Origin of the sequence: Sphingobacterium sp. HSC-15S19 (genome assembly GCF_050433745.1) — a bacterium.
GTDB classification, from domain to species: Bacteria; Bacteroidota; Bacteroidia; order Sphingobacteriales; family Sphingobacteriaceae; genus Sphingobacterium; species Sphingobacterium siyangense.
On record NZ_JBNPWQ010000027.1, the window covers coordinates 1 to 13,996 of the forward strand.

General features: G+C 38.1%; 13 protein-coding genes and 1 pseudogene. 9 read left to right on the forward strand and 5 right to left on the reverse strand.

Annotated elements, in window-relative coordinates; translation table 11 throughout:
• Window positions 1-248 precede the first annotated feature (248 nt).
• From L1283_RS19960 to L1283_RS19975, 4 genes and pseudogenes are all read left to right on the forward strand, one after another.
• Complete coding sequence (locus L1283_RS19960; RefSeq protein WP_075991389.1) at window positions 249-461, forward strand: hypothetical protein; 213 nt, start codon at window positions 249-251, stop codon at window positions 459-461.
• Window positions 462-611: 150 nt separating this feature from the next.
• Window positions 612-950: pseudogene (locus L1283_RS19965) on the forward strand (TraB/GumN family protein); the annotation flags it as partial.
• 36 nt (window positions 951-986) lie between these two features.
• Window positions 987-1,748, forward strand: coding sequence for an SDR family NAD(P)-dependent oxidoreductase (locus L1283_RS19970; protein WP_088160510.1), 762 nt, complete (start codon window positions 987-989; stop codon window positions 1,746-1,748).
• Window positions 1,749-1,886: 138 nt separating this feature from the next.
• Entirely contained in the window at window positions 1,887-2,795 is a 909-nt protein-coding gene (locus L1283_RS19975) for a DUF6268 family outer membrane beta-barrel protein (protein ID WP_075991392.1), read from the forward strand.
• Here L1283_RS19975 and L1283_RS19980 read toward each other — a convergent pair whose 3' ends face one another.
• The 3 genes from L1283_RS19980 to L1283_RS19990 all read right to left on the reverse strand — a co-directional run bounded on the left by L1283_RS19980 (window position 2,796) and on the right by L1283_RS19990 (window position 5,240).
• Window positions 2,796-3,524, reverse strand: a complete 729-nt coding sequence (locus tag L1283_RS19980; protein WP_198386042.1) for a LytR/AlgR family response regulator transcription factor — start codon at window positions 3,522-3,524, stop codon at window positions 2,796-2,798.
• Between the two features lie 9 nt (window positions 3,525-3,533).
• Window positions 3,534-4,571, reverse strand: coding sequence for a histidine kinase (locus L1283_RS19985; protein ID WP_088160511.1), 1,038 nt, complete (start codon window positions 4,569-4,571; stop codon window positions 3,534-3,536).
• A 72-nt stretch (window positions 4,572-4,643) separates the two neighbouring features.
• Window positions 4,644-5,240 carry a porin family protein gene (locus L1283_RS19990; RefSeq protein ID WP_088160512.1) on the reverse strand — a complete coding sequence of 199 codons (597 nt, stop codon included), beginning with the start codon at window positions 5,238-5,240 and terminating at the stop codon, window positions 4,644-4,646.
• Between the two features lie 251 nt (window positions 5,241-5,491).
• Here L1283_RS19990 and L1283_RS19995 point away from each other — a divergent pair, with 251 nt between their 5' ends.
• Window positions 5,492-6,427 (forward strand): hypothetical protein, encoded by a 936-nt coding sequence (locus L1283_RS19995; RefSeq protein ID WP_088160514.1) that lies wholly within the window; start codon window positions 5,492-5,494, stop codon window positions 6,425-6,427.
• Between the two features lie 123 nt (window positions 6,428-6,550).
• Here L1283_RS19995 and L1283_RS20000 read toward each other — a convergent pair whose 3' ends face one another.
• The gene (locus L1283_RS20000; RefSeq protein WP_088160515.1) at window positions 6,551-8,317 is read right to left on the reverse strand and encodes a hypothetical protein; all 1,767 of its coding nucleotides are present in this window, start codon (window positions 8,315-8,317) and stop codon (window positions 6,551-6,553) included.
• Window positions 8,318-8,618: 301 nt separating this feature from the next.
• On the opposite strand from L1283_RS20000, the gene L1283_RS20005 reads away from it, so the two are divergent.
• The 4 genes from L1283_RS20005 (at window position 8,619) to L1283_RS20020 (ending at window position 12,321) form a co-directional block, all read left to right on the forward strand.
• Window positions 8,619-9,173: a hypothetical protein gene (locus L1283_RS20005; protein WP_145327723.1), complete on the forward strand. Its 555-nt coding sequence runs from the start codon at window positions 8,619-8,621 to the stop codon at window positions 9,171-9,173.
• A 361-nt stretch (window positions 9,174-9,534) separates the two neighbouring features.
• Window positions 9,535-10,425: a DUF6694 family lipoprotein gene (locus L1283_RS20010; RefSeq protein WP_075991402.1), complete on the forward strand. Its 891-nt coding sequence runs from the start codon at window positions 9,535-9,537 to the stop codon at window positions 10,423-10,425.
• A gap of 152 nt (window positions 10,426-10,577) precedes the next feature.
• Window positions 10,578-11,384, forward strand: coding sequence for a helix-turn-helix domain-containing protein (locus tag L1283_RS20015; protein WP_088160517.1), 807 nt, complete (start codon window positions 10,578-10,580; stop codon window positions 11,382-11,384).
• Window positions 11,385-11,535: 151 nt separating this feature from the next.
• The gene (locus L1283_RS20020) at window positions 11,536-12,321 is read left to right on the forward strand and encodes a hypothetical protein (protein WP_075991404.1); all 786 of its coding nucleotides are present in this window, start codon (window positions 11,536-11,538) and stop codon (window positions 12,319-12,321) included.
• Window positions 12,322-12,488: 167 nt separating this feature from the next.
• Here L1283_RS20020 and L1283_RS20025 read toward each other — a convergent pair whose 3' ends face one another.
• On the reverse strand, window positions 12,489-13,988 hold the full coding sequence (locus tag L1283_RS20025) for a SusD/RagB family nutrient-binding outer membrane lipoprotein (protein ID WP_075991405.1): 1,500 nt from the start codon (window positions 13,986-13,988) through the stop codon (window positions 12,489-12,491).
• Window positions 13,989-13,996 lie beyond the last annotated feature (8 nt).

The following is a 13,996-nucleotide window of genomic DNA, read 5'->3' on the forward strand; positions in this document are numbered from 1 at the left end:
GCAGATTGAAAAATAGGGGTCAATATCGAAATGATGAAAAAAGCTATGCTTGTACCACAGAAATCCAATCCTAAAATTTATTTAGGACACATATGTCTGATTAATGAAATATTTAAAATTATTTACGATATTTGAATGAATTATAAAACTGCAAGAAAATAAAAATTAACATGCTTTCTGAACGATTGCTGGCCTATAAGACCTGTATCGATTTGTAAGATAAGTATTTCTAGAATTGAATAAAAACAATGGAGTATTTTTCCCAACTTGGATACCATTCTAACGAAATCGTAAAATTCGCTGCCGCTAGCGGAATCTTTTCCCTACTTTTAAAATGTGGTGAAGTAATCCATTTTACACCACAAGATCCTGAGCATTTTAGAGCCTGGTTGATTGAAAAAAATATCGAAGATATTAAAAGCGAAAAACAGCAGCGAGAATTTTTGGGGACTAGCATTTAATACCATAAACCTGTTGCTGTTATATCCTTGTTCTCGATGAAAGGATTTAATTGCCCGGATCCGACAAAGATGAAGTCTTATGAGGTTGAGCTGTCAGCACTTGCGACCAGCCAAGGAAAGGTAATAGGAGAGTTGTAGACACCTGATTTTCAATTTAATTTGCTGAAGGATCTCATTACACCTAAATTGTTCATCGAATCTGTTTTTCAGTTGGACGAATACCCTGCATTGACCGTTAAGATGGTTCAAGCTTATAAATCAGAGAATTTGGAAGAGTTGACAAAATTGCTCCAAGATCCAGCCTGGATGACGAAAGAACAAAAAGAAAAATTGTTAATTGGGAGAAATTTGAATTGGAGTAACCTGATACCCCCTATGATCAATGAAGAATCCTGTTTTATTGCCGTTGGCGCAGGGCATTTGGTCGGTGATCAGGGGCTAATTACCTTACTCCGAGAAAAAGGATTCAAAGTAGAGGCCGTAAAATAAATCTTATCTTAGTGGATATTTAAAACTAAGAAAAAAATGGCATCCGAGCACAACAAAACAGTAGAGATATTGAAAACAGGTGGCAAGACATATTTGATTTTTGGGATAAGTAGGGGATTAGGCAGAGCTATAGCGTTGAATTTGCCAAGTCAGAATGATCTAATATTTGGTATTTCCAGGAATGAACCAAATTATTTAAGTGCCAATTCAGACATCCGATGGATTGCTACCGATCTATCCCAACCGAAAGAATCTTCGGAGACGATAAAGGCGATAATAGGAAATCAGCGGATTGATTATTTTATCTATAATGTTGGGATATGGGAAAAAGATGCATTTACGGAAGCGTATAATTTTGCAGATAGCAGCGCCTCCGAAATAATAAACTTAATCAATACGAATATTACGTCTTGCATTTTAAATGTACAGTCGGTAATAGATAATTTAAGACAATCGTCCAACGCTAAGATTATATTGATTGGTTCTACTTGGGGTTTAGATAACCACAGTGGAAAAGAAGTTGCATTCTCTGCGACAAAGTTTGCATTACGTGGTGTTGTCCATTCCTTACGAGAAAACCTTAGAAAAGATAAAATAGGTGTTTCCATATTAAATTTGGGCTATTTAGCGACAGAATTTGATCATAATGAAACCATAGAAAACGTTATTGTACAAACACAAAGTAATCTTATTCCCCTGCAAGATGTAATCCAAGCATTACGATTTATTATCTCTACTTCGGCGGCAAGCTGTGTAAAGGAAATTAATATGCCGGCAATGTGTGATATTAATCTATAACATTGCTTTTGATCCGCACTTCTTGCCGTTATAAATTTTTTGACATCGCGATAAATTTGCATTTGGTCAACGTATACATGCACTATATCAAAAAGATTGGTGCTTGATCCGTCCAAAAGCTTCCTTTGTTGAAAAAACATGAGGAAACAAGTATTATGTGCAGTTATACTCAGCGGTTTTACTACGCTGGCTGCACATGCTCAAAATGCAGTATCGGGACAGGTTGCTGTGGATTATGTCCCACTATCAAATTATATTCGCCCTGAAGATAGTGTTAAGACAGGTTCAAAGAGCGATTTTAGGAGAATACAGTTTAACCTGGAAGTTCCATTATCTACCAAAATAGATTCTTCTGGCAATATAAAACGCTGGTCCTGGAAGATAGGGGCAGCTTATGCAAAGATGGAAAATAGAGGGTACGAAGAGCCCTTATTCCCGACTGAAATGCTCAATGCTGAAATGGGACTTCAATACCTGACCTCATTAAGGAAAAATTGGTCTCTATTGACTTTTGCCTCCGTTGGGATTTATTCAGACCTCGTTAAAGTAAATGGTAAGGATGTACTGGGGCAGGGGGGAGTGCTTTTTATCAAAAAATTTAGACCGAATTTAGCTTTTGGTTTTGGCCCTGTGTTGAGCAATAGTTTTGGCGTGCCAATGATCTTACCTGGCTTGTATTTTGACTGGAAAACAAATGGAAAAGTGAAGTTCAATGTGAATTTCCCACAGGGTCTTTCCGCATCCTATCACCTCAATGAAATGGTTGATCTTCGTGCTGTCGTTAATCTAGATGGTATGACTGCAGAGCGAGAAAAAAATGGGAAATCTACTTTGGCCGGTTTTATGTTATTGACAGCTGGGCTTCAGCCTCAGTTCAATTTGGGCAAGAGCCTGAAGCTCCAGCTGACCGGCGGAAGCACACTTGCCAGATTGTATGTAGAAAATGATAGGTCGCTGAAAAGTTTATTCAAGAACAAAAGTCAGGCGGATCCCCGGTTTTCTCCAACCTTCTATACTTCCGTAGCACTTAAATGGAATATGCCTTAATCATCTGCTGAGGAGCTTCTTAAAAACAACATTTTGGAGAAGCTCCTCTCTTTTTGTACGCGATATCGGTAATTCTTGTTCCTGTATATATACTCTCCCTCCAGTAATAATATCAATGTGGTTTACATTGACTAGGTAGGATTTGTGAATACGAAAAAAATGGTTGCCGGGTAATGCCTCTTCCAAAGCTAACATGGTTTGATGGATTGTAATTGTACGCTCTTTAAAGTGAAGTTTTGTATAATTTTGCATACTTTCCGCGTACAGAATATCTGTCCAGGAGATTTTAACAAAAGCATCCCCTTGTCTTACAAATAACATATTGTCATTCGGACTACTTTCCTGTAAGGGTTTGTTCCGCTGTACAAAAAGCTGATAAGCTTTGGAGCTGGCCTGATAGAAACGCTGGAAAATTATAGGTTTGAGGAGGTAATCAACAGCTTGAAGTCTGAATCCTTCCAACGCATATTCTGAATAAGCTGTGATGAAGATGCATAAAGGCGGGTTGTCAAGGGAGTCTAAAAAGTCTATACCATTGAGGTAGGGCATATTAATATCTAAAAAAATAAGATCTATATCGCCCTGCTGTAACCTCGAAGTTGCAGCTAGTGCTGAAGGAAATGTTTCCACTAAATCCAAAAAATCGATCTGCTCGGTCATTTCGGCAATATGTTGGCGCAGCATAGGTTCATCGTCTACGATGATACATTTCATTTTAATTTCTTCCATTGTCAATAGTTAGCTGTTAAGATCGATGGTCAGTTGTATAGTAAAACTGTCGTCAAGTTTATGGATTGTTAACGAATAGTTGTTTTCATATTGCAGTTCCAGTCTTTTTTTTACATTTTCCAGCCCTATGCCCGAGTGTCCTGTCGAAGCTAATTGCGGACAGTCCTGATAACTATTACTGATGTTGAATTGAAGTTTTCCTTTTTCCTCAGCACAGGATAGCGCTATGCTCCCTTTTTGATTTGGAAGACGGTTTACGTGTTTAAATGCGTTTTCGACAAAACAGATGAGCATCAATGGTGCAATATATAAATCCTTTGAAGATTGATTCCATGAACAGCTTACATCCAGTTCGTTACCCCACCGCATTTTTTCTATGGCTATAAAATCCTGTAAATATTGCAGTTCGCGTGTTAAAAGTACGAGCGGTTGGTTGCATTCATAGAGCTGATACCTCAGAATGTCCGAAAATTTCAGAAGCAAATAATCGGCCATTTCCACATTCTTTTTCATGAGGATATGAATATGGTTCAAGACATTAAACATAAAATGAGGATTGACCTGATCCTGTAAAAATTTTACCTGACTTTCAAGAAAATTCTGCTGCAATTGACCATGGATACGTTGAATATCTGCATGTTCCTGATAAAATCTAATTCCGCAGGCCGTACCATTGATCAGTAGGGAAGATGGAATTGCTTGATAGAAATGAGTGAGTATTAGCTCTGTCCGTTCATGGTTAGCTATTCCTTCTTTGGTGAGAATGAAATAGAAATCTATACTTCCAATTAAAATAGCTAAAATAACTACAAAAAGCACTGCTTTTAGTACAAAAGGTTTCATTTGTTGAGCCTTGATCGCTCGCGGTAGAACCCGGTCGCTCAGCCACTGCGATACAATAATCGAAGAAGCCATGATTAGCGAGGTGTGCAGTAAAGCCTGGAGCGAATCGAACTCGCCTTTTATTTGAATCCATACAGCAAACCCAAGAACGAACCAAAAAGAAATGAGAAAAAGATGTTTATTTAAATAGTTTTTTTTGAACATATGACGATTTAAAAAAAATACCTTTGGAGCCTGATTCCTAGGTAGCTCCAAAGGTAAAACTTATTCATTGTTTTAGAAGATAAAGTAACCCAATCCAATAGAAAATGCCTGTGGTTTGGATTTAAAAGATTTATTAAGGTCAGAAAAACCGCGTTCATAACGAACATCGAGTGTAAATCGCTGAATATCGACTCCCAGACCGCCGGTAACTTGTAAGTTTGATTTGTCAAAATGTTTGATTCCTTGTTGTATTGCTTTTAGAGGCGGCAAGTTGTCGTTTAGCGTATAACTGTAAATTACACCAGCTATTACCCGGAAATTGATGTCCTGATTTTGGTAGATTTTGTAGCCTGCAACGACGGGGATATCAATCGCATTCCATTTGAGTTTGCTTTCGGTTTGCCCTTGCGGTTTAAGTGCTGCTTTTCGTTTATTGAAAAGAGCTTCACCCTGGATATAGGCTCTTCCAAGATTAACTCTTGCCATACCCCCTATGTGTAATCCTATGGCATATTTGTCATCTAAGTCTGCTAATTCGGTGTTGAGTTTGTTGAGACTACTTCCCCCTTTTATACCCAATTGAATGAAAGGTTGCTCCTGAGCAAACAGTTTTTTGCTAAACATCATGGCAAATAATACGATGCATGATAAAATTGCTTTGTTATTCATTTTATATTGTTTTGATTTGTTCAAAAGAACGAAAGATCAATTCCTTGGCAAAAAGAGTTTGACGAACGGCATTTTTGTAGTGACGAAAGTTAATATAGCGATGATTAGTCTGTCAAGATGTCTATTTATTTGTCAAGATTTCTGGCCTAAGCGTATTTTTTTTTGGGATTGATGGGGAAAGGTCTATTGTTTTTTTTAACTTACAAGATAGATTTTGTTTGGTAAATTGTGTTGTATAAATAATCGATTTCATGAAAAATCCATTGAAGCTAACGTTTTCCTTTTCTTATCTGGTATGGCCCTTTTGTCTGCTTATACTAACATCCTGTTCTAAAGAGGGACTTAATTCACAAGGAGGTCTAATAGATCCCGGTTTTAAAGCTGTCAACTTACAAACCGGAATCAAGGAAAATGTAATTCCGATCAAAGCGGATTTATGGTATGTATCCTATGTCAAAGATGCCCTTACAGGAGAAATATTGAAAGATTCCACTGGAAAAAAGCTCAAGTTGGAGCGTACGGGCTCGATTGGGGTTGACGGCGGGTGGCTACAGTTGGAAAAAACAATTAATAACGAGCTTAAATTGACCTTATTGGAAAATTTTAGTGATCAGCCTAGGAATTTTGCTATTGGCATATTATCAGCGGATAAAATGGATGAAGTGAATTTTATTCAAACTAGGGCTGACGGATATGAGTTGGTCAAAAAAGAAATCAAAGAAGTGAAAGAAAGCCGGAAAATCTATGTCAGTACCGAAGGGTGTACTGCGATGAATCTGGTAAATAGCTCAAATAGAGAGCGAAAAGTCGATATCACTGCCATTTTTAAGGACGTAAAGTATAGTTCCGAATTCATAAGTGACAGCTACGGCGCTTTTGACTGGCTCAATAAAACAGACTCTACGATCTTCATGGATGAATTAATGGTAAATGGTGGAGTTCGCTGGCAAGGTAAAGTTCCTTACAGCAAAGGCAAAACTTTTGAAAATTATATTAAATCTGGAGATAAACAAGAACTGCTGCTCAAGCCCAATGCCCAGATAACCGCGAGAGGTGAATTCAAATACCTCGAAAGAACTTGCAATTATATCTTCACGATCAAGAATAAAACATCCGGACACGAATTCCAAGTGAAGGGTACCTGGAAGCAAAAGGTTCCGCTGACCCCACGGACTATTTTGCAATAAGATTATTTATGAGGTTTTAAGCATAACAACAATATAATGACCTTTTTGTAATTCTCGGTAAATATAAAAGCCACATCATCTGATGTGGCTTTTTTGTGTTCTGCTTAATGGCTATACAATGTCTTATTTGACTTGTGTAATTGTTCCGTTAGTAACGCTTCCCCAATTTGTAAGACTTCCATAAACAATTAATTTGGACTTACTGTTGGCAAATTCTACCTTTCCGCTACCATTAATAGTCAAGTTACCGTATACGACAACTTCACCGTCAATAACCATCTTACCATTGATAAATGAAGTGGATTTTGATCCGACAGTTCCCTGAGAAAGTGAACCTGTTACACTCAAGATACCGCTTCCGTTTACGGTAAAAGTTCCACCAATAACACCTGAGCCCACCAAATTCATTGTTGAATTGACGTTAATGTTTTGCTTCAAAGCGATTGAACCATACATATTGAATACACCGCTGTTGATGTTAACAGAATTTCCATTGATATTAAGTGTGCCACACCAGTTAAAATTCCGGTTGATATTGACATTTGAGGCAAATGTTTTTGTATCTGAGTAGCTCGCTTCATTATTGACATTCAGGTCTCCTTGTGTACTGCCTGTGAAAGCTGGATAAGTACCATTACAGCTTGGAGTTGTTGGTTTCAGATCGATGAGTTTAAGAATTTTTAAGCCACCTTTTCCCGTTGCTACAAAAACATAGTTATCTCTACTGATCACAAAATTACTTGAACTGTTGTCAATCGCATTGAAACTTGCACTACCGATATAGTTAAAGTTGTTTTGTGTATCAAATTGATAGGCTGCGATACCAGCACCACCGTTGGCAACAAATACACGTTTGTCGTTTGTAGATACAGCATTGGTCACAATATCTTCCGGATCCATGTTGCTGTCATCAGGACTTACTGGAATACTAATGCGTTTATCTAGAGCTCCTGTATTTATATTATAAATACCCAAGCCCTGAGCGCCTTCAGAAGCTAAAAGATAACTGCTGTAAAAATCGATAGTACGCTTTGCTGAACTTGGATTTTGACTCACATTGATTGTTTTAACCGGATCAAGATTATTGGATACAACTTTTATCCCCTGTGTTCCTGAAAGCACATACACTTGATTCTGGTATGTTCTTACAGATAGGAGATCCGCAATAGTTACCGATTTTTCGATAGCACCCGAAGATTTATTGATTTTAGAAATAGCACCCGCATTACCTGAAACAGCATACTGGCTTTCGTTGTTAAAAGTAACATCTGTTGCCACATAGCTTGGCAGACCTGTATAACGATAAGCATCGGTAGGTAATCCATTCTGAAGTGGTAAAACAATAAGAACTGCAGGTGAGGTCATTTTTGCCAATACACCTTCATCTGCTGCTCCAGCTAAGAGTAGGCTATTGCCATCAACTGCCAATGAGCTAATGTCGATATTCGGCAATTTAGCATTTACGATAAGACGTGGGTTATTAATATCTGAAATGTCGATGACATCGACACCACCAAGATAGCGATCGCCTTCGGTATTGTAACTTACATAAGCGTAGTTGCCCGAAACAGCAACATGGGTTGCCCGAAGCTTATTGCCTTCATAATCCGGAGGAGCGACTTGTGCGACCAAAGCTAATGAGAAGTCTGGGTTTTGAGTGGCAGTTACTGTCGAACCATTGGCTGCGCGCTTACCGGATGCTAAAAGATTAGATAACGGCAATAAACCAGCATTTTGATGATCTAAACGTGCATTCAATTGACTTGCATTATTGTCGATAACAACAGATTGATTATTTTTAGGGTCATCAATGGTATCATTGTTTTTGTTACAGCTAATAATAGTAGTCAAACTCAATGCTAAAAGTGGCAGGTAAAATTTCTGTTTCATAATATTATATATCTATCACAAAAGTAAACCAAAAATCTTGTAGTTAAGTTTTGTTGCGGTTAATTTTTATAAAGCTGTAGTTGTTTTACTACTACATTTTATGTTGTATAAACTTCGGCTGAACACAAATTTTCCCATTGCATGTTCAACTAAGTTTAGCATCTGTAACGCTCGCAACAGCTCCCTTTCAGCTGTGTAATGGGGTGCTTAAGAAATGTGGTTTTCTCTTCGACTAGATTATGAAATGAAATTGATAATTTTGAAAATAGTTAAACCATTCAAAAGCCTGTAAATTATTTGTATGCAAAGAATAATATATTTTACCGTTGGATGCCTACTTTTCAGTGCTATTTATCTGCAAGGTTGCATGAATAGTGGAAGTACCATAGAACGGCGGAGAAAAGAATCCTCGGTCCCGATACCATCTAATTTTGATTCACTGGAGTATTATTTTGTGGATATTGATTTATTTAAAATAGGTGAATTGGAGGACAAAAAGAATAAATCTGAGAAAGAGCGTCTTTTGTTATCAGTACTGGAAGATGATAAGTTGGATCTTTCCCTTTTATCTCATTTGAAGAATATAGGCTATGTTAGAGGCTCACTGGATCAATCTCTCTATCGTGCTGTCGACTCACTATTTTTCTTAAAAACAAGAACAGATCATGTCGACACCTCTTGTATTTATGAATTTCGAGATATCCTTGTGTTCTATAAAAATAAGCAATGCATTGGGATCGCTAAGATCTGTTTTGATTGTAAAGCTATGGTTTCATGGAGCGAAAAACCAAATTTCGCAGGTTTCGGTGATTGGGAAGATTACGATAAATTGCATCTTTTACTCAGGGGGAAATAAAATTTCACCTTTCGAATTCCTTTATTTTCAGATTGTTCTAAGGTGTTTGGCCAAAATACCTAGTACAAATATCGCTGAGTCAGCGGGCTGTTATCAATAGCGACAGTTGGAAAGTGTCAGTTGGGGGCTATCTTGTGAAATGTAGCTTTTTGTGTTGAATTAATTTTTAAGATAACGTTTTTTGTATATTTTTAACAGCTCATAAAAAAACTGAATGTTAAATTCTGCGTTCTTATGTTCAGCTTGAACGATATGATGGAATTAGCAGTAAGAGGACGTTCAATTGATTTAAGAACAGCGTTACCTAAGCATTAGCTTTATGCAAGCTTAGCCGATATCTTGTATACTAAAACTATTTAAAATGAAACAATGCATAAAAATCGCACTGATCGGACTATTCTTGACATTATCTATAAGCTCTTGTAGCGAAAGACTAAGTGGAAAGGACGAGTCGTCCTTTGACAGTTCCCGTAAAAAGGTAGAAGCAAAGCTGAATGACAAAGAAAAAGCGAACTTGGAAAAGGCCTTGCGAGTGGCACTATCCGAAGCGATGTGGCTCAAAATGAACGAACCTCAAAAATATAATGAGGAATCAATAAATCGTATTTCGTTGGGTATGATCGATGGAAAATCTTACGGTGCAGTATTGGACCTGGCCGATGACATCCTTCAAAAACAACAGGAAAGGAAAATAGCTCATCTTCAAAATGAGATCGATAGTCTACAAAAACATAAAACTGAATTTGAACAGGTAAAGAAAGAGCTGGCTGTTTTTCAGTTGGAACCGATTGAACTGGGACTCGAAGATTTCTTTGGCGAACCTGTTCCCAGAATTATAGTGACTATGAAGTATATGGGTAAAAAGCCGCTAAAAGGAAGTCAGGGCTTTTCGTATGTGCTGAAAAAACGTTCTTCACAAACTATTATCAGTAATGAGCAGGCTGTTTTTGGCGAATCTGACAGTGTGCTCCAGCCAGGTGAGTTTCGTGTCAATACGATAGTCTTCAATCAGCAAAAAAAAGATTATCCTAAACTCTGGAGCTTTCCTCGCTATCCCGTCAAAGGAATCAATCTGACAGATTACGATCTGGAATTAGTTGTGACGACGCAATCGATCAAATCGAATGACCGGGAGACAGTTCTTCCTGAAGGTAGTATAGCATTGATTGATGAAAACTTAAAAAAATTAGAAAAGGAAATTACTGAAGTAAAGAAAGAGAAAATTAGCCTTGACGATTTGGAATTGACGTAATTTGAGTAGAGTACGTAAAATCTTTTTTTCAAATCGCTGCCCAATTTCCCGTTTAATACATTTGTCGATCCTATTTTCGTAAAAATGTCCCTGAATTAAAAAAGGGACATGAATTACAGTCTTATTTTTGAGGAAAGTACCATTTTAAAAGCATGAAATTAGACTTTTATAAGCCGATTAACGAAACATTAAGAAAATACATTAAAGGATATTATTTCATTACTAAAAATCAAGATAGTGGGCCTATTAAGTATTGGACTTTTCCAAATAACTACTGTATTTTAACAGTGAATCAGCAGTTTGAGGTGGAAGATAAAGGGGACCTCGTCACGATAAGTTCTTCTGAAACAAATAATATTATGACTTGCGTTGTCTCTAGGTATACCAAACCGATGCAGATTTTCTATAAGGAACTTGTTGATGAATTGACTATTTATTTTCATCCCTTAGGCATCAATCATTTCATTGAAGATCCTGCAAAGCTCTTTATAAGGAAAACACAGATTGATATAAATTTTTTGGATGGATTTAATGATAAAATGAGGACACTCTTTTCTTTGGATAGAACGTCTCAAATTATTGAACTAGAGTCTTACTTATTGTCTAAACTCAAAGCGGATAAAGATCTTACGATCTTTAGACAAATGCTGACAGATCTCGAAAACGAACTTACGGTCGATCAATTAGCTAAGAAGTATCATTTCTCCCGACAGTATATTAACAGATTATTTTTGCGGAATTTAGGTAAATCCCCCTCTGAATACAAAAAAATACATCGTTTTAGACAGGCCTTGAAAATGCAACATAAATCCAAGCGATTTTCACTTTTGTTAAATACAGGGTTTTACGATCAATCGCATTATATTAAGGACTTCAAGGCATTTACAGCTTTAAACCCGAATAGCTTTTTTAAAGATGTTGATGTGAATAAAGAAAATGTTTGGCTAATTGTAGAGTAGTTTCCATTTTTACAATTTTACTCTTTTCTAAAACCATAAATTTGATGATCAGATGTGCATCATCTGTTTTCACTTTAATTTAACCTCGTATTCCCACAACATGAACTGGAAGACACTACATCTTTATCTGTATACATTTTGCCGGTATTTTATGGCAACTGTAATCATTTCGTACGCTGCCGCTAAGCTCCTGGAAACACAATTTACCTCACAACCCAGCGTGTTTGATAAACCGCTTTCAGCGCTTTCAGGATTCGAATTGACATGGTATTATTTTGGCTATTCCAAATGGTACGGCAATGCAATTGCTGTTGCGCAGCTTATCAGCGCGCTATTGCTCTTTTTTCGCAAAACTGCCAGAATCGGTGTGATCCTTTTTCTGACCTTTATCGTCAATATTTTATTGATGGATTTTGCCTTTGACATTCAGGGTGCAAAAGGTATGGCAACCGTTCTTACCTTAATGGCTGTTTTCGTGCTTTTATCAGATTATAAAGCTTTTTATGCCTTTTTTATTGACAGCGCCCCTTTATTTACCGATGCAGATAGACCTAATTGGTTCAATAAAGTCAGTAAAATTAAATTCATCTATATTCCATTGGCAGCGATTGGAATTGTTACATTATTGGCGGTATTGAAAAACAAGTACCTCGCGAAAGATGAATTGTATGGAGCCTGGGAACATGCGATTACGAAGGAAAGATTATATTTTGAGGCAGCCCAGCATTTTCAGTCAAAATTACCCTGTTCGGTAAAAAATGCAACTGACGGATCTTATCGTGTTTCAGCGGACTCATTGTTGTTTTACCCTCCAAAGGGGAATGATGACTTGGGGAAAGACAGCTTAATTTATTACTCCGGAAAATTTTCCATCAGCGGTAATGAGTTGAAAATTATACAGCACAATAAAACGGAACTATTTAAGAGGATCCGATAGTATCGTTTGACTTATATTGTATTGGTATGACCTGACAACCATGCGAATTGGAGATGAGAAGAAATAAGTAGGGCCCTGATATTAATATCAGGGCCCTACTTATTAGCACTTCTTTGAATGATTGTGAACAGCTTTGTCTGTCTATAATCTCGGCTAAAAAAGTGCAGTTACTTCTTGTCCCACCAGACTTTGGATAGGAACGAGTCACCATTTGTCAAGCGTGCTGCAGCCTCTTTTAAATTTGCTGCGTTTAACTCAGCCTCTTCACTGGAATAAATAGCTCTACGCGGTATTTGTCCGTTGGTGGAACCTGGGTTAGGACCGGGGGTTAATCGAGGATATCCTGTACGTCGCCATTCGGCAAAGGCTTCCATGTCCCGGCCAAATAGGTGAATCCATTTTTGTGTCGCTATTTTCTCCATTTTCTGTTCGTCAGTCAAGCCGCTTAGATTGAGCACAGGTTCGTATGCAGAGGGGATTGCCGTCATATTGTATGGCGGAAGTGCCAGCGCAGCTTTGACCCCTTCTGTAAAGAACGTTTGGGTATTTGCAGGTGTAGCACCCCAGCCAAGAAGTGCAGCTTCGGCTTTGTAAAAACAGATATCCGAATAGGTAAAGGCATAGCTTGGGATCGGTGCAAATGAAAGGCTGAACCAAGTAGACTTATTCGCCGTTGAATAGTTGGCACGAATTAATTGTGACAGTTGGTTATCGGTCAACGAAACCCCAATACCTTGATAGGTTGCGACTCCATTGCTAATGACCGGTTCGGCAAGTAAAGGAAGCCTTGGATCATTGTATTCTTTGAGTTTTTCAACCAGGGTATTAGCCAAATAACGTAGATCGGCACTTCCGGTAGTCATTTGACGTAAAATTGGGTTCTGGTTTTCAGCCTGAGCATCGTTGTAGGTCGGTACTGCGGCATTATCACTGTTGCTGGAGAATAGACCTATAGCAGAAGTCATGGCTTCAGTAACCGTTTTCTGGGCCAAAGAAGGATTGGCGTACCGCATGCGCATGCCGAGCTTTAATTTGAGCGAATTGCCAAATTTTTTCCATTTATCAATACTGCCTTTGTAAAAGAAATCTGAAGAGCCGTAAGACAGGTCGCCGCTTGTAAGCTTTGCCATAGCTGCATCGACCTTTTGAACCAGTGCCGGATAGATCTCTTCTTGTTTGTCAAATTTGGGCGTACGGTTAATTTCCTTATTGGATTTTGTGATCTCAGAGTAGGGGATGTCACCAAACAAATCTGTAAGGCGCTGATAGAGGTATGCTTCATAAAGCTCGGCAATAGCCAGTTTACTTCTTCCTTCTGCATTGTCTTCCTTGCCGCTTAATTCCTGTTTGATCTGAACGATATTGCGGAGCAAGGTGTAGTGCTGCGACCAAATAAGATTTTCGGGTCCTTCAAAATATCGAGAAACAGGCACTACCGGTCCCCCGGCCCAATGTTGGATCCAAGAGCCGAACTTGTTGTTGGGTAGTTCCCCAGATTCCTGAAAAGTGCCATCACGTAGAATGCGGGCTATGAGTAAGGAAGGGTCTACAGTGGTGACCGATGTCGGCGGCGTATTGATCCGTTCGAAATCTTTGGTACATGAACCTAATCCTGCCACAGAAATAAGTCCGACGATGAATGTATTTTTAAATAGTTTCTTTTTCATGATAAAGG